Below are 19351 nucleotides of genomic sequence, written 5' to 3'. Positions count from 1 at the left end.
GGTGCGCTTCAGCTCAAATTCCAGGAGACTTGCGCCCATGGCGTCGCCGATCATCGATTTTCTGCTGAGCCGAAATTCCGCGCCGATCCCGGATTTGAAAGAACCGGCACCGGGCGATGCGGAGATCGCGACGATGATCGCCGCCGCCTCGCGGGTGCCGGACCATGGCCGGCTGGAGCCTTGGCGTTTCATCCTTTATCGCGGCGAGGCCCGCATCGAGATCGGCAAGAAGCTGGCAGAACTTGCCGAACAGCGCGAAGGGCCGCTGCCGGAAGGCCGGCGCAACCAGGAATTGGCGCGCTTTTCGCGGGCACCGCTGGTCATCGGCGTGATTTCTATCCCCAGGGAAAATCCAAAGATCCCGCAATGGGAGATGTTCCTGTCCGGCGGCATGGCGGCGATGAACCTGATGCTTGCCGCCAATGCGCTGGGCTACGGCACCAACATGATCAGCAACTGGTATTCCGACGTGCCCGAGGGCAGGGCGATCCTCGGCCTGGCGCCGCATGAGCGGGTCGTCGGCTTCGTCCATATCGGCTCCTACCAGGGGCCAGCACCGGAACGACCGCGGCCCGATCCGGCAAAGCTCTATGCCGACTATTCAGGGCCGTGGGTGGGATAATTTCGGCGCGGAACAGACCCCTAAGGATCAAGCTCCGATGCCTTGGCTCGCGCCAGGAGCCGCTCTGCGAGCTTGAGATGCGGCCGGTCGTACATCTTGCCATCCATGCCAACGACGCCGGGATTTCCTGCCGCCTCGAACGCCTCGACGATCGCCAGGGCGCTTTTCACCGCTTGCGCCGAAGGCGTGAAGGCGGCGTTGATGACCGGCACCTGCGCCGGATGGATCGCCATCTTGCCGGTGAAACCGTCGCGCTCGGCCTCGGCGCATTCGGCCTCGAAGCCGGCCATGTCGCGAAAATCCGGAAAGACGGTGTCGATTGCCGCGACTTCCGCGGCACTTGCGGCAAGCATGGTCATGGTGCGGGCGAGGCGGAACACATCCGTGTAGCGGCCATTCGCGTCGCGCGTCGCGCGTGCGCCGATTGCCGCCGACAGATCTTCCGCGCCCCAGGTGACGCCGACAAGCCGCGCGCTTGCACGGGCGTAGGTCGCTGCGGCCAAGACGCCTGCGGCCGTTTCTGTGATGATCGGCAGGATCCTTATCGCTCCATCCGGCAGGCCGCCTTCGGCTTCGTGCACCCTGAGCTTGGCCGAGAGATGCTGGACATCCAGTCCGCTGTTCGACTTAGGCAGCATGATGCCGTCTGGTTTCACCGGCACGAGCGCCGCCAGATCGTCGTCGGTCAGTCCGGTCGAAAGATCGTTGACCCGAACATAGATCGCGGAGCTGGTCCGGTGCCTGTGCTCGGCGATAAAACGCGCCGCTGTGTCGCGCGCCAGACCTTTGTTCTGCGCGGCAATCGAATCCTCGAGGTCGATGATGACCACGTCGGCGCCTACGCCAAAGCCCTTCTCCAGCTTCTTTTCCGAATCGCCGGGAACGAAGAGCAGAGAACGCATCGGCTATGCCTTTTTCATCATCATGGCTTGCCTCGTGCATTTGGCAACCAGCACGTCGTTCTGGTTATAGGCGCGGTGCTCGAACTCGACGATACCGCGGTCCGGTTTCGACCTGGAATCGCGCACCGAAACCACCGTGGTCTCGACGCGAATGGTGTCGCCATGGAAGACGGGGTGCGGAAACACTGTCTCCTTCATGCCGAGATTGGCGATGGTGGTGCCGACGGTGATGTCATTGACCGAGATGCCGATCATCAGGCCCAGCGTGAACAGCGAATTGACCAGCGGTTTGCCCCATTCGCTCTTCGCCGCGAAGTCGAAATCGATGTGCAGCGGTTGCGGGTTCAGCGTCATCACCGAAAACAGCATGTTGTCGCTTTCGGTCACGGTCTTGCGCAGCGTGTGCTTGAACACATGGCCGACAACGAACTCCTCAAGATAAAGCCCGGCCATGGTCGATCTCCTCCGCTGCTTCAGGGTTGATAGGCGTTGCATATCGCGCTCGCAAGCCAGTTAACGAACATGGTGAACCGTTCGTAAACCATTTGTGCCTACGGTCTCCACCAGGGTCAGAAGCGTTCTGGCAAGGGGCGTAAGCAGGCGACATGGTCGTTTCGCATTTCCTGAAATGGATCCATACGGCGAAGGTGTCGGAGCGTGCTGCGGCGGCAAGCGCGCTGGCTCGCGCCTATGTCGACTCGGAGCTGCCTTTCGAGGACCGCTGCGCTGCCGAGGCGGCGCTGACGCTGCTGCTCGATGACGCATCGTCGAAGGTGCGGCTGGCGATCGCCGACGCGCTTTCCATGAGCCATCATGCGCCGCCGCAGATCGTCAGCGCGCTGGCCTCGGACCAGCCGGAAGTCGCAGCCTTGGTGCTGGCGCGCTCGCCGCTGCTCACCGATGCCGACCTGATCGATCGGGTTGCCGGCGGCCAGAAAGCGACGCAGAAGGTGATCGCCGACCGGCCACGCGTCTCGATGTCGGTTGCGGCGGCGATCGCCGAGATCGGCGAGCCGGAAGCCTGCGCCACGCTGCTCGCCAACAGCGGCGCCGATATCGCATCGATCAGCTTTCGGCGCATGGCCGAGCGGCACGGCCACCTGCCTCTGGTGCGCGAAGCGCTGATTGCCGACGCGCGCCTGCCCGCCGATTGCCGGCATTTGCTGCTGGTCAAAGTGGGCGAGACGCTCAAGGGCTCGCCGCTGGTGCTGGCGCTGATGGGCGCCGCCAGGGCCGAGCGCGTCATGCGCGATGCTTGCGTCAAAGCCTCCGTGACACTGATCGAAGGCACGCGTGCAGAGGAACATACCGCACTTGTCGAACATCTGCGCCTGCGCGGCGACCTGACCGCAAGCTTCGTCATCCGCACCATTGCGCACGGCAAGGTCGACTTCTTTGGCTCGGCGCTGGTCGCGCTCAGCCAACAGTCCGAGCAACGGGTGAGGGCACTGCTGGCCGGCGGGCATGACGTGGCTCTGCAGGCACTGTTCCGCAGCGCCGGGCTTACCGCCGCCACCCACGCCATCATTCTGCGCGCGCTGAAGGTCTGGCGCGAGGTCGCCAATGGCAAACGCCTCGCCGGCGTCCAGGAAGTCAGTTGGCTGATGCTGAAGGAATTGGGCGGACAGTCCGCCGAAGGCGATCTCGCCGGGCTGGTCAAATCGATCCATCTCGACGCGCTGCGCGAGAACGCACGCGGGCACGCGCTGGCGATCGCTGCTGCCTAAACCCGGTCTTTCGCGAAAAAGTCCGGAAAATCCTCAATCGCGGCGGCGATGATGCGCAGCGAGGCGGCGGTCTGCAGCATTTCGGCTGCGACGCTGCGCTCCGCGATGCCAGCTGCATACTGCCTGGCGACCGCGACGGTCGCCGTCTGCGGCTCGCCGGGCCGCCTGAACAGCAGTTCGCGTGCCAGCCCGCGCAGGAAATTGGTGATGGAAAGTGCTGTTTCAGGCGGGATCGCGGAACTTTGCTGCGCGTTGCGCAGCCGCAGGATTTCGAGGCCGACGGTAACCGCAGCTATGCCGCCGCCGAGAACCGCGTCGCCTTTCTTGCCGGCGTTCTGCAGCAGTGGCATCAACTGGTTGATCCGGTCGTAGGCAAGGCTTTCGAAGGCCGATCGCCGCGGCAGGCGGTCGTGCAGGCAAAGGCGTGCAAGATCTTCGCGCATGGTTTGCAGGATGCGGTTGACTGTAACCCAGGGGTCGGCGGGCAGCACGACGGCGAAGACGCCGATCGCCAGAAGAATGCCGACAAGGACCGCTGCCGAATTGGCGAGGAACGGCTCCGGATCGTAGGTCATGACCTGATGTGGGCTGAGGAAGGCGAGGAAATTGATCGCAAAGGCCGTTGCCACGCCGACGTAGCGCGGATTGGCCATGGCCAGTGCCGCTGGCACCAGGATCGGGACGACGAAAACCGCGAACCAGCCAAAGCCCGGCAGCGCTGGAAGTGCCATCTGCCCGACCACAAACGCGAACGGCAGGGCGAGCAACGTGCCCTCGAAGAAGTTCCATGCCGACCGGATCGGATCGGCGCGCGCGGCGAACAAGCTGGAGACAACGGCGACCAGAATGACCGTGCCCGTCGCGTCCGACCATTTCGTCGCCAGCCAGAAGCCGGCGACCAGGAGCGTGGCGATTGCTGCGCGCACGGCATTGCGCGATGCCGCACGGTAATCGCGGTGCACCACCAGCGCTGGCTGCCGGCGTTCGCGACTGGCATGAGACGGGGGAGAGCGCAGTGCATCCAGGCCGCGCAGCACTTGCTGCATTGCCTCGGCGAAGTCGGCGGCAATGGTTAGGCGGGTGACAGTGCCAGCCCAGTCAATGTCTTGCCCGGCCGCGATGTCAGGCATCTGCCGTGCCTTGCCGGCGATTGCGTCGAGCCGCGCCACCCAGGGCGCCGTATCGTCCAGCGCGCCCGGCTTGGCTACCAGTTCGCCGACAACGGCCTGCAACTCGGCGCGAACGGGGATGAGGGCTGCATTCTTCGGCGCGGCGTGGGCATGCAGCGCACGCGCCGCTGACAGGGCCGACAGAAGCTGGCCGATGGTACGCCGGACCGGATAGGCGCGGGTGGCGAGGCTCGGCCCCTCCAGCCTTGCGTAAGTGCGCATCTCGCCGAGCGTCTGGACGTCGCCGATCAGCTTGCGGTGCAGCCCGGCAAGCTTTTCCGCATCGCCGCCGGAAAAAGCGCCGTCCGCATAGGCCGCCAGGTCGAGAATGCTGCGTTTCAGTCTTGAGATGATGGCGTCGGCGGCCAGTTTCGGCAGGATCAGCCGGCTGGTCAGCGCAGCGCAGACGATACCAAGCACGATTTCCGCGCAGCGCGCCACGGCGAGATCGATGACGAGGTGCGGCTGGCCGAAAGCCGGCAGGCCTATGATCATCGCGGTGTAGCCGGCAAGCGCCGCGCCATAGGCTTCCGGATTGCGTAGCAGCGACGAGACCAGCGAGCAGATGCCGGTCCAGACGGCAAGAACTGCAACCAGCAACCACGGGTTGGCATCGAAAACAGTGGTAATGCCGATCGCCGCCAGCGCGCCGGCAAGCGTGCCGAGGAGACGATAAAACCCCTTCGCCAGCACCATGCCGGCGACCGGCTGTGCGACGATGAACACCGTCATCATCGCCCATTGCGGGTGGTCGAGCTTCAGCGCATAGGCGGCCAAAATCGCGATGAGGCCGGCCGAAACGGTGCGCAGGGCAAAGATCCAGTCCGAGCGCGTCGGCCGCGTCAGGCCATCGATCCGCGTGCCGATATCGTCCTTCAGCCGCGCCCAGGTCAAGTGCTCGTCTCCAGCTCAGAAGGCCAAGCTAGCGGCGGGAGCTCAGATATCCAGCACTTCCGTCTCGGCGAATTCCGCGCGTTCCTGGATGAACCGGAAACGGGCCTCGGGCTTGGTCCCCATCAATGCGTCGACCGCATCCTTGGTCGCCGCCTCGGCATCGATAACGTCGACCCGCAGCAGCGTGCGCTTTTTCGGGTCCATGGTGGTTTCCTTGAGCTGGGCGGCCATCATTTCGCCCAGCCCCTTGAAGCGGCCGATTTCGACCTTGCCGCGCCCGGTGAATTCGGTGCGCAGGAGTTCGTCCTTGTGCGCGTCGTTGCGGGCATAGGCGACCTTGCCGCCTTGCCGGATCGAATAGAGCGGCGGCACCGCCAGATAGAGATGGCCGCCGCGGACCAGGCTTGGCATCTCCTGGTAGAAAAAGGTGATCAGCAGCGAGGCGATATGGGCGCCGTCGACGTCGGCATCGGTCATGATGATGACCCGGTCGTAGCGCAGGTCTTCGTCGCGGTATCTCGAGCGCGTGCCGCAGCCAAGCGCCTGGATGAGGTCGGATATCTGCTGGTTGGCGGCAAGCTTGTCGTTGCCGGCGCTGGCGACGTTGAGGATCTTGCCGCGCAGGGGCAGCACCGCCTGGCTGGCGCGGTCGCGCGCCTGCTTTGCCGAACCGCCGGCCGAATCGCCCTCGACGATGAACAGCTCGGCACCGGCGGCGGCATTCTGCGTGCAGTCGGCGAGCTTGCCGGGCAGGCGCAGCTTGCGCACCGCACTCTTGCGCGACACTTCCTTTTCCTGGCGGCGGCGCACCCGCTCGTCGGCGCGCGCGATCACCCATTCGAGCAGTTTCGAAGCTTCCTGCGGATTGTCGGCCAGCCAATGGTCGAACGGGTCGCGGATAGCGCTTTCGACGATGCGGATCGCCTCGATCGTCGCCAACCTGTCCTTGGTCTGGCCGACGAATTCCGGTTCGCGGATGAACACCGACAGCATGCCCGCCGCCGAGATCATCACATCCTCGGAAGTGACGATCGAGGCGCGCTTGTTGCCGACCAGGTCGGCATAAGCGCGCAAGCCGCGCGTCAGGACGTTGCGGAAGCCGGCCTCATGCGTGCCGCCCTCCGCGGTCGGGATGGTGTTGCAATAGGAATTGATAAAACCGTCGCCGCCGAACCAGGTCACCGCCCATTCGAGCGAACCGTGACCGCCCTGCTTCTCGCTCTTGCCGGCAAACATTTCACGGGTCACCTGGAATTCGTCGCCGAGCGAGGCTTTCAGATAATCCTTGAGGCCGCCCGGAAAATGGAATTCTGCCTTGGCCGGCGTCGTGTCCTTTTCCTTGATCAGCGAGGGATCGCAGGTCCAGCGGATTTCGACACCGCCGAACAGGTAGGCCTTTGACCGCGCCATGCGGTAGAGCCGCGCCGGCTCGAAAGCAGCACCCTTGCCGAAAATCTGCTCGTCTGGATGGAAGCGGATCTTCGTGCCGCGGCGGTTGTGCACCTCGCCGAGCTGCTCCAGGCCGGTCACCGGAACGCCTCGCGAGAAGCGCTGGCGATAGAGCTTGCGCCCAATCGCGACCTCGACCTCGAGATGGTCGGACAGCGCGTTGACCACGGAAACGCCGACACCGTGCAGGCCGCCGGACGTCTCGTAAACCTTGCTGTCGAACTTGCCGCCTGAATGCAGCGTCGTCATGATGAGTTCGAGCGCCGGCTTCTTGAATTTCGGGTGCGGATCGACCGGAATGCCGCGGCCGTTGTCGGTTACGGACAGGTATCCGTCGGCGGAAAGCTCGACATCGATGAAGGTCGCATGGCCGGCGACCGCCTCGTCCATCGAATTGTCGATGACCTCGGCGAACAGATGGTGCATCGCCTTGTCGTCGGTGCCGCCAATGTACATGCCTGGGCGGCGGCGCACCGGCTCCAGCCCCTCCAGCACTTCGATATCGGCGGCACTGTAGCTCTCGCTGGCGTCGCGGGGCGCCGGCCGCTTCGCCGCCTGCACCAGCGGGTCGGCCGGGCGCGCGGCGGCGCGAGCCGGTTGCGGCTGCTTGTCGAATTTGGCGAAAAGATCGTTATTGTCGTCCATGCCGATCCTGGATTCCGATGCTGCGAATCACCATCCGATACTGCCACGCTTTTCGCGGGCAGGCGACGGAGGTTCCTGTTACGTTCGAGGATAGAGCCTCTTACTGCAAAACCATTCGACAGCCAAGCGGCGGAAATGGGGTCGAAGCCTGGAGCATCGACGCTTTGTAAACCTTGTCCGAAGGTTACGCCGCAAGGTTGGCTGAAAAACGATATCCGCGAACTGTCGCTGACCTAGAATGCAGTGGAACCCTCAAGAGGCTGTCGCTTAAGCATGTTGGATTACAGTTCGCTCTTGCTCGCGGCGGCGCTGTCGGGCACGTGCCTTAGCATCACCATGTTTGCGATCTGGTTCAGCGCGCCACAGGCACGCTTTGTGCTGACGGTGGCCTGCGGCATTCTCGTGCTGGTCGCACATGTCGTGTTGTTCTGGCATTACACCAGGGATCCAAGCGCCTGGCTTTGCCAGATCGTGCTTGTGCTTCTCAGCCTCGGCTTCCTGATTCTCTGCCTGTCGGCCATGCAATATCTCAGCATGCGCGACTACAGGCGGGCCATCTTGCCGACCTTGGCTGCGATGGCTGTTTGCGCGGGTGCGACGTATCTCGGGTTTGATGGTGTCGGCTTCATTGTCACCTACGCGACGGTAACGGCGCTGCTCTCGCTTATCGGGGCGATGTTCTGGATTGAGGGTGGTCACGATCGCCGGATATTGCTGGTCGTCTCGTTCCTGAGCGGCGTCTGTGCGCTGTCGTTCGGACTTTGCGGCGCGGTCCTGCTGGTCACGGGCCAATGGGTGCTGGGTGTTGCGCCCGACAATTGGGCCGAGCGGGTGAATTCCGTCGTGGCCGTCGCCTGCATGACCGGGCTCGGCGCATTGACGCTCTCCCTGCACCATTTGCAGGCGCAGATCGAACTGAAGGCCGAGACGATGACCGATCCATTGACCGGGCTGATGAATCGGCGGGCGTTGACGGCACTCTACGGCGAGCGGGTCTTCGGTCCGTTCATGTCCGTTGCCATGTTCGACCTTGACCATTTCAAGAGGACGAACGACGTATTCGGTCACCCGGTCGGCGACCAGGTTCTGTGCCGCTTTGCCGCCGTCATCAGGAAATACGCCCGGACCGGCGTCGACGCCTTCCGGTTGGGCGGCGAGGAATTCGTGCTCGTCATGTCGCGGATGACGGAAGAGAAGGCCTATGACATTGCGAGCAAGATCAGCGTTGCCTTCGGCACGGAAGTCGTGGCCACCCAACTTGGTCCGTTGCGAAGCACAGTCAGCGGCGGCATCGGCTTTGGTGGAACAAACGGCACCGGTCTCGACGATGTGCTGGCCGAAGCCGACGCAGCACTCTATGCGGCAAAGCGCGCCGGGCGAAATCGCGTCGTCCTTCGGGACCGGGCGAGCAAGGCCGACGGGCCGGCCTTGCGTTCTGCCTGATTGAAGTTTCTATCTTCTTGTTAGACCCATGATCTTGTCCGAAAACCGGATTCCACTTTTCGGGATCATGATCTATTCCGCCGCACCCAGATATTCCGACAGCGGCGGGCAGGAGCAGACAAGGTTGCGGTCGCCGGCGACATTGTCGATGCGTGACACCGGCGGCCAGTATTTTGCCGTCGTGTCGGCATCGCCGGCGGGGTAGGCCGCCTCCAGGCGCGAATAGGGATGGGTCCACTGGCCGGCCAACGCCTCGGCGGCGGTGTGCGGCGCGTTGACCAGAGGATTGTCGCCCAACGGCCATTCGCCCTTCGCCACCTTGGCTGCCTCGCCGGCTATGGCGATCATGGCCTCGCAGAAGCGATCCAGCTCGCGCTTGGGCTCGGACTCGGTCGGCTCCACCATCAGTGTGCCGGCCACCGGGAACGACATGGTCGGTGCATGGAAGCCATAGTCGATCAGCCGCTTGGCGATATCGTCGACGCTGATGCCGGCGCTGTCTTTGAGCACGCGGGTGTCGAGGATGCATTCATGCGCAACGCGTCCGTTGCGCCCTTTGTAAAGCAGGGGGAAATGCTCGCCGAGCCGCGTCGCCACATAGTTGGCGGAGATGATCGCCGTCTCGGTCGCCTGCTTCAGGCCGGAAGCGCCCATCATACGAATATACATCCAGGTGATCGGCAGGATGGAGGCACTGCCGAACGGTGCCGCCGCCACGGCATGGGCCGAGCCTTCGGTGACGTGGCCGGGCAGATATGGCTTCAGGTGCGCCTTGACGCCGATCGGGCCGACACCGGGGCCGCCGCCGCCATGCGGGATGCAGAAGGTCTTGTGCAGGTTCATGTGGCAGACATCGGCGCCGATATCGCCGGGACGGGCGAGGCCGACCAGCGCGTTGAGGTTGGCGCCGTCGAAATAGACCTGGCCGCCATGGCTGTGGACGAGGGCACAAAGGTCGCGCGCGCCTTCCTCGAAGACGCCATGCGTCGAAGGATAGGTGAACATCAGCGCCGCAAGGTTGTTCGCATGCTCGGCTGCCTTGGCCTGCAGGTCGGCCATGTCGATATTGCCGTCCTCGGTGCAGCGCACGACGACGACGCTCATGCCGGCCATGGCCGCACTTGCCGGATTGGTGCCATGCGCCGAGGACGGGATCAGGCAGACGGTGCGATGGCCCTCGCCGCGCGACAGATGATAGCCGCGAATGGCGAGCAGCCCGGCATATTCGCCCTGGCTGCCGGCATTGGGCTGCAGGGTCACCGCGTCGAAGCCGGTGATCTCGGCCAGCCAGCCTTCCAGCTCGTCGATCATGGCGCGATAGCCTATCGAATGGTTTGCCGGCGCGAAGGGATGCAGGTTGGCGACATCAGGCCAGCTCACCGGCATCATTTCGGCGGCGGCGTTGAGCTTCATGGTGCAGGAGCCGAGCGGGATCATGGCGCGGTCGAGCGCCAGGTCCTTGTCGGCCAGCCGGCGCAGGAAGCGCATCATGTCGGTTTCCGAGTGGTTTTCGCGGAAGACGGGCTGGGTGAGGAACTCCTTGCCGCGCGGTGTTCCTGGCATGGAACTGCCGGCGGCAACGTCGGCCTTGGCGCCGAAAAGCGCTGCGATTGCCTCCAGATCGGCTTCAGTGGAGGTCTCGTCGAAGCTGATGCCGACATGGTCGGCGTCGATGACGCGCAGCAGCCGGCCGGTCTTTTCTGCGGCGGCGGCAATCGCGCCGGCTCTGCCCTTCACTTCCACGGTCACAGTGTCGAAGCGGCTGTCGCCGAGCACCGAAACGCCCGCTGCCTTGAGGCCGGCAGCCAGGCGGTTGGCCAGCGTGTGGACGCGGCCGGCAATCGCCTGCAGCCCGGCAGGGCCATGCCAGATCGCGTAGGCCGTCGCCATATTGGCGAGCAGCGCCTGTGCGGTGCAGATGTTGGACGTCGCCTTGTCGCGGCGGATATGCTGTTCGCGTGTCTGCAAAGCGAGGCGATAACCGGGACGGCCCTTGCTATCCGTCGACTGGCCAACGAGCCGGCCGGGCATCAGCCGCGTCAGCCTGTCGGAGACGGCGCAATAGGCGGCGTGCGGCCCGCCAAAGCCCATCGGCACGCCAAAACGCTGCATCGGGCCGACGGCGATGTCGGCGCCAAGCCTGGCCGGCGCATCGGTCAGCGTCAGGCCAAGCGGGTCGGCGATGAAGACGACCAGCGCGCCGGCAGCACGGGCCCTGTCGATCGCTGCCTTGTGGTCGCCGTAGACGCCGAATGTATCGGGCCAGGAGACCAGCAGGGCGGCGGTGTTGTCGTCGATCACCTCGCCGTCGACCTCGATGCCGAGCGGCTCGGCGCGGGTGCGCACGACGTCCAGCGTCTGCGGGTGCGGCGTGCCGGCCAGTGCCACCTTGGTGCGCTTGTCGCGATGATGGCGCAGCGCAATGCCGACAGCTTCGGCCACCGCCGTCGCCTCGTCGAGCAGCGAGGCCGACGCCACCGGCAGGCCGGTCAGTTCTGTCACCAGCGTCTGGAAGTTGAACAGCATTTCCAGCCGGCCCTGGCTGATCTCGGCTTGGTAAGGCGTGTAAGCCGTATACCAGGCCGGGTTCTCGAACAGGTTGCGCTGGATCACCGGCGGCACGTGGACGCCATGATACCCGGCACCGATGAAGCTCTTCAGCACCGTGTTCTTTGCCATCGTCGCCGCGAGCTCGGTCAGCGCTTCCGCTTCGCTTGCGGGGGCGGGCAGGGCCAGCGGCCGGTCGAGCCGGATCGACTTCGGCACTGCCTGACTGATCAGGGTCTCGACCGAAGGAACGCCGATCGTCGCCAGCATGGCTCTGACGTCATGGAGGCCCGGGCCGATATGGCGAGCCGAGAAGGGGTAGGGTGCTGCGGTCATCTTCCTCGTCCTGCTATCAACCAATATGGGCTTTGTAAGCGGCTTCATCGAGGAGTCCGTCGAGCTGGCTTTCATTGGCCAGCTTCATCTTCCACAACCACCCGTCGCTGGTTGCCGCCGAATTGACGAGTGAAGGATCCGATGACAGCGAGGTGTTGGCCTCGGTGATCTCGCCGTCGACGGGCGCGTAGACATCCGATGCGGCCTTGACCGATTCGACCACCACGGCGGTGTCGCCCTTGGCCAGTTTTCTGCCCAGTTCCGGCAGCTCGACGAAGACGAGATCGCCGAGCTGCTGCTGTGCGTAGTCGGTGATGCCGACCGTGGCGATGCCGCCCTCGACGCGCAGCCATTCGTGATCTTCGGTGAAATAGGTCTTTGCCATTGAAATCATCCTTTGCGGTAGCGATGGGGCGTGAAGGGCAGGGGGTGGATGTCGACCGGGATTTTCGTCCCGCGGACATCGGCGAACAGTTTTGCGCCGGATTTGGCAAGCGGCGTCTGAACGTAGCCCATGGCGACCGGATGACCGGCCGAGGGGCCGAAGCCGCCTGAGGTGACATGGCCGGCAGGGTTGCCGTCAGCATCGAAAAGGGCAGCACCGGCGCGCACCGGCTGGCGGCCTTCCGGCTTCAGGCCGACGCGTTTTTGCGCCGGACCGCGCTCCAGGATGGCGCGCAGCGCATCGGCGCCGATGAAGGCGCCAGAGGCGCGAACCTCCTTGGGGATGGCCCACATCAGCCCGGCGCTGGCCGGATCGATCTCCGGCGTGATGTCCAGCCCGTGCAGGCACAGTCCGGCTTCGAGCCGCAGGCTGTCGCGGGCGGCAAGGCCGACCCACATCACCCGCTCGTCCTCGAGCAGCCTGGCGACGAGGTTTCTTGCATCCGCTTCCGGCAGGCCGATCTCGAAGCCGTCTTCGCCGGTATAGCCGGACCGGCTCATGAACCATTTTTCGCGCGGCTCGATGCCGTGCATGAACACCAGCGAACCGGTCTCGATGCCGGCGCGGGAAAGGGCAGCCCACGCCTCGGGGCCCTGGATGGCCAGGAAGACGCGGTCGAGCGCATCCACTTTTACATCGAAATCGCCCTCTGCATCGAAATTTTTGGCCAGTGCGCGCAGATGCTTTTCGTCGGCGGCGGCGTTGCCGGCATTGGCGACCATCATGAAGCGCTCGGCGCCGAGCCTGGTGACGATCAGATCGTCCAGAATGCCGGCCGCCTCATTGAGGAAGAACGTGTATTTGGACTGGGAAACCTCAAGCGCGCCGGCATCGAACGGGCAGGCGCGGTTCAGAAGCGCTGCTGGCCCCGTACCGCTGATTTCGAACAGCTTCATGTGCGAGATGTCGAACAGGCCGGCATACTCACGGCTGTGCAGGTGCTCCTTCATCACGCCGGCCGGATAGGTCAGCGGCATCGACCAGCCGGCGAAGGCGCCAAAGCGCGCACCAGCTGCCATGTGCAGATCTTCGAGGGGAAGGTGTTTGGTGTCGTCGCCCGTCATGTCATCTCCAGAGTCGCACGCAAGCGGCCGCGAATGGCGACCAGTCCGTGCCCCTCTGTCTGAAGCCTGAGAGACTCGCGCCCCGTAACTCTGTCGGCAGCGCTTACACCTTCGGCGCGGGGGCAAGCCCCGACTTTCCAGAGTGTCTTTCCCGTCTACGGTTCTTTTGCCTGAGAGATTTCGGGCGATTTCCCCTTCGGCGGCAGCTCTCGCTGCTCTCTCCCGCAAACAGGTAGGACTCGGTCAAGAGCCCTCGACTCGTCATCCATAGCCCGTGGACGACACCTTGTCACCTGCCGGCGACATTTTTACTGCCAAGTCTTCTGCGGGCCTTCTTTACAGGCAAGCCTTCGCTAACCACGCCGCTTGCCGGTTTCTCAAGACCTTGCCGATATACCGCATAAGGGCGGGCAATTACCGGCGGCGGGCGGGGAAGAAAATGGGCGAATTGATCATGAGCGCGCCGGTGGCCGGGCTGACCTCGAAAAATCGGATCACGGCGGAAGACGTGGTCATGCTGCGCGGCGAAGTGTTCGGCGACGGCGTGGTAACGCGCGGCGAGGCCGAGGCGCTGTTTGCGCTGGATGCAACGGCGAGGGACAAATGCACGGAATGGCTCGAGTTTTTCGTCGAGGCCGTCACCGATTTCATCGTCCACCAGGAAAAGCCGGCGGGCTATGTTTCGCAGGACAATGCCGACTGGCTGATCCGGACGATTTCGCGCGACGGCATGGTCGACAGCCAGACCGAACTCGAGCTGCTGGTGCATGTGCTGGAAGTTGCCAAATCATCGCCGAGCACGCTTTCCAGCTATGCGCTGGAGCAGGTCGCTCATGCGGTTGTGGACGGCAAGGGGCCGCTGATGACCGGCGGCAGGCTTATCCCTGGGTCGATTGCCAAGGCTGAGGTCGAGCTGTTGCGCCGCATCCTTTACGCCTACGGCGGCGATGGCAACATCGCCATCAGCCGCGCCGAGGCCGAGGTGCTGTTCGAGATCAACGAGCGGACAGCGGCGGGCGACAACGATCCGTCCTGGAACGATCTATTCGTCAAGGCGATCGCCAATTTCGTCATGTGTTCGGCCGGCTACGAACCGCCGGTGCGCGACGTGGCGCTGCGCCGGGATGCTTTTTTCGAACAGGCCGATCCGGAGATCGGCGGGTTCTTCAGCCGCATGGTATCGGGCGGCCTGTCCGGCATCATGGAAGCCTATCGCTCACCGGGCGATATCGAAGCCGAATGGGAGTCCAAGAACAAGGCAGCCGAGGCACTGGCCCGCCGGGCCGAGACGGTCGATGCCGGCGAAGCGAAGTGGCTTGCTGAACACATCGGCGACCGGCCGCTGCAGGAGAACGAGCGTGCGCTGCTGACGCTGATCAAGCACGCCTCGCCGGAAATCCATCCGGCGCTGAAGCCGCTAATCGACAAGGTTGCATAACAGGTCACGACCCTATTGCTTGGCGGGCTCGGACTTAGCTGTCTGGAAGCGCGACATCCATTTGAAGCTGCCGAACCAGTAGCGGCGCACGCCGCCTATGGTGCCGTCGGCGGTGCGCGCGCCGATCCAGTTGTTGACGTATTGGATGAGGCGGACATCGTCCGGGCGCATCGCAAACGCTTCCGGCGTCCGCAACAGCGGGCCGCCCACCATCGTCAACTTCGCGTCATAGAGCCTGGCGGCCATTTGGGGCGTTGGCGATGTCGCGACCATCGCCTGTGCGTCGCCGCCGATGATCGCGGCGAAAACATCGGAGGTATTGTCGAAAGACAGGATGGTCGCCTTGGGAAAAGCTTCCTTCGCGGCGGCTTCATCGGTGGAATTGGACAGCACGGCAATCTTGTATCCCGGCGCCGCCACTGCCTTTCCCGGCCTTTTCCCAAGACTGGCGATCGTCGCAACCATACGGATATCGGCGGTACCGGTCTGGTTGGAGAACACCACCTCGCGTGCGCGTTCCGGCGTGCTGGCGTAGCCCGCCGCGATCATGTCGAAATCACCCTTGAGCAGTCTTGTCTTGAGGTCGTTCCAGGGCACCTCGACCAGCTTCAGGTCGACGCCGAGATCAGACGCCAGCGCACTGGTCAGGTCGACATCATAGCCGGCGAACTTCCCGTCGGCCTTCTTGAGGATCCATGGCGGGTTGAGCGCCACGCCGATCGTCAGTGTCTTCTGGTCGATGATGCGCTTGAGGCTGTCGTCCGCCCGGGCTGGCAGCAGCGACAAAGCCAACCAGGCAGAAAGGGCAAGTATAGTTGTGGCGATCATCTTAGCGCGCATTAATATAACCTCGCTGAGCCCGTCCGGTTGTCAGATTTACACAGAGGTGCCATTCTGTCGATAGCGGACCCTGATGGAGAGTTGCGATGTCGACACGGATGACGGTTACCGGTTCGATGATGTTCCTGGTTTGCATCCTGGGCAATCCGGCGAAGCTTTCGCTGCTGCCGGCGGCAGCGCAGGCTGCGGGGGCAAAACGCGTGGTCTGCTCCAGCGCCGATTACCGCTATTCCTATTGCGGGGTCGATACGCGCCGCGGCGTGCAGTTGACCTCCAGGCTTTCGAAGGCGCGTTGCGTATACGGTAGAAGCTGGGGCTATGACGGCGGCGGCATCTGGGTCGACAATGGTTGCTCGGCCGAATTCGCAGTCGCCGGCCCCAACCGCAATCCCTCTGCTGGCGACGTCGCCGCAGCCATTATCGTCGGCGGCGTGGTAGGCGCCATTCTCGACAACGGCAATTCGCATCGCCATCATTCCGATAATTACTATCCGAAGCCGCGCCCGCGCCGTTACGACCAATCGATCGATCCGACGCCGCAATTCGACAATCAGGGCAACCCCAACTTCGATACCCACGGCAACTACCAGGGACCGCACGGGCTGGGCAAGCTTGTCACCCCTGACGATAATCCTGACCTGAATCCGGCCCTGCGCAGCGACGGCGACGACAGCGACGACGACAGTTAGATGAAGCTTGGGTCAGGTTTCGGTCAGATGCCGCCGTACCAGTCGTAGCCATTGTCCTCCCAATAGCCGCCTCTGCCGCCGCCGAGATTGGCGAAGCCGTCGACCAGCTCGATCTTGTAGAGGTATTTCGGCATCTTGTAGCCGAGCTGGCGCTCGACGCGGACGCGTAGCGGCGCGCCGTTTTCGACCGGCAACGGTTTGCCGTTGAGGCCATAGGCAAGGATCGTCTGCGGATGACGGGCATCGATCAGGTCGATCGAGCCGTAATATTTGATATCGCCGGCAAGGCTGCGGTCGATCGTGTCGAGGCAGTGGAACATGACGTAGCGCGCCTGCGGCTTGACCACTGCCTGGTCGAGCACCAGCGACAGCGGCGTGCCGGTCCATTTGGCAATGCAGCTCCAGCCTTCGACGCAGTCGTGGCGGGTGATCTGGGTGCGGCTCGGCATGTTCATCAGCTGCTCGCGGCTCAGCGACAGCGGCTTTTCGACGAGGCCTGAAACCTCGAGCCGCCAGTCGGCGAAATCGTTGGCGAGCAGGCCCTTGTAGAAATCGTCGTCCGGTGCGGTGACGCCGTTCGGCCGCTGCGGCTGGCGAATGTCGGCCTCGGTGAACTCCGGCGCCAGCGCATCAGCGCCGGCAAGCAGTCGCTGCGCCCGCCAGGTCAGGCCATTAGCGCTTTCGAGGAAGCTGCGCAGGCTGTCGCCGACGCCAAGCTGGTTGTCGAAGGCGTCGCAGCCCGACAGCATGATGCCGGAAAGGCCGAGGCTGGCCGAGGTCAGGAACTTTCTTCGGCTTATCTGTAGCTTGGGGCTGATCTCGAATTTCGCCATGTCAGGCACTCCTCTCTGGCGCATTGTCGCCATGCGCCGGCGGGTCGGTTCGGTACCACCCGGTGATGATGGAGCGCAGCTCGTTGATTGGGCCGGCGGCCAGGATCATCAGGATGTGGATAATGAAGAAGGCGACGAGCAGCAGCATCACCGTGAAATGAATGGTGCGCGCCGTCTGTCGGCCACCGAGCAGATCATTCAGGAATGGCAGCACCGAATCCATGCTCGGCGACATGGCAAGGCCGGTGATGATCATCAGCGGCAACAGCACGAACAGCACGCCGCCATAGGCCATCTTCTGCAGCGTGTTGTAGTCGCGCGTGTGATGGAACCTGAGCTTGGCGTGCTCGACAATGTCTCGCGGCAGGCGCCTGAAATCATCGAGGCGCGGGGCAAGATCGCGGCGCAAATGGCCGTTGATCAGGCTGGCGACCAGCCAGACCAGCAGCGTGATGGTCAGCACCCAGGCAAAGAAGAAATGAACGACGCGCGCGGTGCCGAGATCGTAATAGGAAGGGATCGTCGCCCAGGACGGGAAGGCACGGGAGGTCTCCTGGCCGGCCGGACCCGACCAGCCGAGCACGCCAGTGGTATCGAAGCGCTTGCCGAAGATTTCGGTATAGCCGCGCGGGCCAGTCGCCGTATTCTCGGCGCCAATGGCGAAGACGGTGTTGTTGTAGCCAAAACCCGACTCCTTGCCGATGTAGAGCTGTGGGCGGGCGTTAAATATTTGCAGACCGGAAAGCAGCATGAAGAACAGCGCGATCGCCCACAGCCAATGCGTCAGCCGCGTCCAGCGCGACTGCCGATAGATCAGCGTCGCATCACTCGGCGCGGCGGTATCTGCTCCGGCGGCTTGGTTTCTGGCAAGCGATTCCATTTGTTGTTCCCTCCGGCCGCGCGTTCGTCGCGGCCTCGTCAGATCTCTTCTCCTCCCAATACGTCGCCAGCCTAAGCGATGTTTCACCCGATCACGGATTTATTACGGACTGCCGAGGCTGACGGCGAGGTTGACCGCGGCTGCCACGATGACCGTGTTGAAGAAGAACGACAGGATCGAGTGCACAAGCACGACACGGCGCATTTGCGAGGTCGTGATGTTGGTGTCGGCGGTTTGCGCCGTCATGCCGATCACCGTGGCGAAATAGAGGAAATCCGAGCCTTCCGGCCGCTTGCCGCCCGGGAAGTCGAGGCCGCCGACCGGAATTTTCTTTTTTGTGTCGCCATCCATCGCATCGCCATCCAACCAGTAGATATGCGCGTAGTGAAGTGCGGCCATCGCATGGATGGTCAACCAGCCAAGCGGGATAGACAGCAGCGCCACCGTAAGCTCGACGGTGTCCGCGCTCTTCTCCCTGTTGATCAATTGAAACAACGAAATGATGGCAATAGCGACGACAATCAGCGTGACCGCGAAGATGGCCAGTACCGGCAGGTCCGTGTCGCCTGCATTCTTGCGCAGATAGCTGCCGGTAAGCCGCGGCATATGGGCGATGACAAGAACGAGATAGGCGGCAAAGAACACATTGGCGCCGATCGAATAGGCAAGCGGCGCACGCCAGACCAGCGCGGCGCCAAAGGCTGCCACGCCGATGCAAGCCGACACCGCGAACGGCGTGTGGCGTCGCATGGGCATCTTGGTCGGGGTACCAGTCGCCATGGCCTTCAGTCCGCTGACACGGATTTCAGCGCCCGCCGTAGGATGCGGTCAAGCTCGCCTAGGAACCGCGAGCGATCCTGCGGCGCGAAGCTCGAATTGTAGCCCTTGCTTTCGCCGGTTTCGCGCAGATGCTGCTTGAGATCGCGCATTGCCACCGCCATGCCGATCGTTTCGGGCGTAAACGGGCGTCCGGTCGGACCAAGTACGTGGGCGCCAAGCGCCACCGCGCGCGCGGCAAGCGGGATATCGGCGGTCACCACAATGTCGTTGGACCGGGCATTTTCGACGATCCAGTCGTCGGCGGCATCGGCGCCCTTGGAGACGACGACATTGCGGATCATCGGATCGCGCGACGGACGCAAGCCGCCATTGGAGACGAAGGTGACGACGATGCCGTGCCGCTCGGCGACTTTTTCGACCTCGGCCTTCACCGGGCAAGCGTCGGCATCGACGAGAATAGCAGGTGCGTGCATCGTTGTTCCAAATGTGAAAGAGCCGGGCGGCGTCGCCCGGCTCGATCGATGATAGTCGAGCGGCTACTAGGCCGGCAACGCACCGGATCTCTTGGCCGTCCAGGTGGCGATATAGTCCATCAGTCCTGGATTGAGGCAATCATAAGGTTCGAGCCCGATCGACTTCAGCTGTGAC

General features: G+C 63.6%; 17 protein-coding genes, 1 pseudogene and 1 riboswitch. Of the genes and pseudogenes, 5 read left to right on the top strand and 13 right to left on the bottom strand.

Annotated features, from left to right (window positions below; all coding sequences use genetic code 11):
- Nucleotides 1–37: 37 nt before the first annotated feature.
- Nucleotides 38–622, top strand: coding sequence for a nitroreductase family protein (locus NKI58_RS15330; RefSeq protein WP_352786499.1), 585 nt, complete (start codon nt 38–40; stop codon nt 620–622).
- A 20-nt stretch (nt 623–642) separates the two neighbouring features.
- Here NKI58_RS15330 and NKI58_RS15325 read toward each other — a convergent pair whose 3' ends face one another.
- Both NKI58_RS15325 and NKI58_RS15320 read right to left on the bottom strand, forming a co-directional pair.
- Nucleotides 643–1524, bottom strand: a complete 882-nt coding sequence (locus tag NKI58_RS15325) for an HpcH/HpaI aldolase/citrate lyase family protein (protein ID WP_023678872.1) — start codon at nt 1522–1524, stop codon at nt 643–645.
- A 3-nt stretch (nt 1525–1527) separates the two neighbouring features.
- On the bottom strand, nt 1528–2019 hold the full coding sequence (locus NKI58_RS15320; protein ID WP_502894602.1) for a MaoC family dehydratase: 492 nt from the start codon (nt 2017–2019) through the stop codon (nt 1528–1530).
- A 110-nt stretch (nt 2020–2129) separates the two neighbouring features.
- On the opposite strand from NKI58_RS15320, the gene NKI58_RS15315 reads away from it, so the two are divergent.
- Nucleotides 2130–3251, top strand: a complete 1122-nt coding sequence (locus tag NKI58_RS15315) for a DUF2336 domain-containing protein (RefSeq protein WP_023678870.1) — start codon at nt 2130–2132, stop codon at nt 3249–3251.
- Here NKI58_RS15315 and NKI58_RS15310 read toward each other — a convergent pair.
- Both NKI58_RS15310 and parE read right to left on the bottom strand, forming a co-directional pair.
- Nucleotides 3248–5314 (bottom strand): FUSC family protein, encoded by a 2067-nt coding sequence (locus NKI58_RS15310; RefSeq protein WP_352786500.1) that lies wholly within the window; start codon nt 5312–5314, stop codon nt 3248–3250. The genes NKI58_RS15315 and NKI58_RS15310 overlap by 4 nt on opposite strands.
- 42 nt (nt 5315–5356) lie before the next feature.
- Nucleotides 5357–7408, bottom strand: a complete 2052-nt coding sequence (parE, locus tag NKI58_RS15305) for a DNA topoisomerase IV subunit B (protein ID WP_352647821.1) — start codon at nt 7406–7408, stop codon at nt 5357–5359.
- A 273-nt stretch (nt 7409–7681) separates the two neighbouring features.
- Between parE and NKI58_RS15300 the strand changes: the two genes are divergently transcribed.
- On the top strand, nt 7682–8851 hold the full coding sequence (locus NKI58_RS15300) for a GGDEF domain-containing protein (RefSeq protein ID WP_352697768.1): 1170 nt from the start codon (nt 7682–7684) through the stop codon (nt 8849–8851).
- 72 nt (nt 8852–8923) lie between these two features.
- On the opposite strand, the gene gcvP is transcribed toward NKI58_RS15300, so the two are convergent.
- Genes gcvP through gcvT form a run of 3 tightly spaced genes read right to left on the bottom strand, consistent with a single transcriptional unit; the run spans nt 8924 to nt 13243 of the window.
- Nucleotides 8924–11734 carry an aminomethyl-transferring glycine dehydrogenase gene (gene gcvP / locus NKI58_RS15295; RefSeq protein ID WP_352824422.1) on the bottom strand — a complete coding sequence of 937 codons (2811 nt, stop codon included), beginning with the start codon at nt 11732–11734 and terminating at the stop codon, nt 8924–8926.
- A 16-nt stretch (nt 11735–11750) separates the two neighbouring features.
- Entirely contained in the window at nt 11751–12119 is a 369-nt protein-coding gene (gene gcvH / locus NKI58_RS15290; RefSeq protein WP_352587970.1) for a glycine cleavage system protein GcvH, read from the bottom strand.
- A gap of 5 nt (nt 12120–12124) precedes the next feature.
- Complete coding sequence (gene gcvT / locus NKI58_RS15285) at nt 12125–13243, bottom strand: glycine cleavage system aminomethyltransferase GcvT (protein ID WP_352697764.1); 1119 nt, start codon at nt 13241–13243, stop codon at nt 12125–12127.
- A gap of 148 nt (nt 13244–13391) precedes the next feature.
- Nucleotides 13392–13478, bottom strand: a riboswitch (glycine riboswitch).
- A 204-nt stretch (nt 13479–13682) separates the two neighbouring features.
- On the opposite strand from gcvT, the gene NKI58_RS15280 reads away from it, so the two are divergent.
- On the top strand, nt 13683–14681 hold the full coding sequence (locus tag NKI58_RS15280) for a hypothetical protein (RefSeq protein WP_352647828.1): 999 nt from the start codon (nt 13683–13685) through the stop codon (nt 14679–14681).
- 12 nt (nt 14682–14693) lie between these two features.
- On the opposite strand, the gene NKI58_RS15275 is transcribed toward NKI58_RS15280, so the two are convergent.
- Complete coding sequence (locus NKI58_RS15275) at nt 14694–15521, bottom strand: transporter substrate-binding domain-containing protein (RefSeq protein WP_352647830.1); 828 nt, start codon at nt 15519–15521, stop codon at nt 14694–14696.
- 86 nt (nt 15522–15607) lie between these two features.
- Here NKI58_RS15275 and NKI58_RS15270 point away from each other — a divergent pair, with 86 nt between their 5' ends.
- Nucleotides 15608–16210, top strand: a complete 603-nt coding sequence (locus NKI58_RS15270; protein WP_023678860.1) for a DUF3011 domain-containing protein — start codon at nt 15608–15610, stop codon at nt 16208–16210.
- Between the two features lie 23 nt (nt 16211–16233).
- Here NKI58_RS15270 and NKI58_RS15265 read toward each other — a convergent pair whose 3' ends face one another.
- From NKI58_RS15265 to NKI58_RS15245, 5 genes and pseudogenes are all read right to left on the bottom strand, one after another.
- A complete protein-coding gene (locus NKI58_RS15265; RefSeq protein ID WP_352786503.1) occupies nt 16234–17043 on the bottom strand; it encodes a molybdopterin-binding protein in 810 nt (269 codons plus the stop codon).
- Nucleotide 17044: 1 nt separating this feature from the next.
- Nucleotides 17045–17923 carry a cytochrome b/b6 domain-containing protein gene (locus NKI58_RS15260; RefSeq protein WP_352786504.1) on the bottom strand — a complete coding sequence of 293 codons (879 nt, stop codon included), beginning with the start codon at nt 17921–17923 and terminating at the stop codon, nt 17045–17047.
- Nucleotides 17924–18025: 102 nt separating this feature from the next.
- A complete protein-coding gene (locus tag NKI58_RS15255; RefSeq protein ID WP_352620539.1) occupies nt 18026–18703 on the bottom strand; it encodes a DUF1345 domain-containing protein in 678 nt (225 codons plus the stop codon).
- A 5-nt stretch (nt 18704–18708) separates the two neighbouring features.
- Nucleotides 18709–19176, bottom strand: coding sequence for a YaiI/YqxD family protein (locus NKI58_RS15250; RefSeq protein WP_352786505.1), 468 nt, complete (start codon nt 19174–19176; stop codon nt 18709–18711).
- A gap of 66 nt (nt 19177–19242) precedes the next feature.
- Nucleotides 19243–19351: pseudogene (locus NKI58_RS15245) on the bottom strand (S-(hydroxymethyl)glutathione synthase); the annotation flags it as partial.

Origin of the sequence: Mesorhizobium sp. M0522, from assembly GCF_040321085.1 — a bacterium.
In the GTDB taxonomy this organism is placed as follows: domain Bacteria; phylum Pseudomonadota; class Alphaproteobacteria; order Rhizobiales; family Rhizobiaceae; genus Mesorhizobium.
The sequence above is the reverse complement of the archived record's forward strand: the minus strand, read 5'-3'. Positions and strand labels throughout refer to the sequence as shown.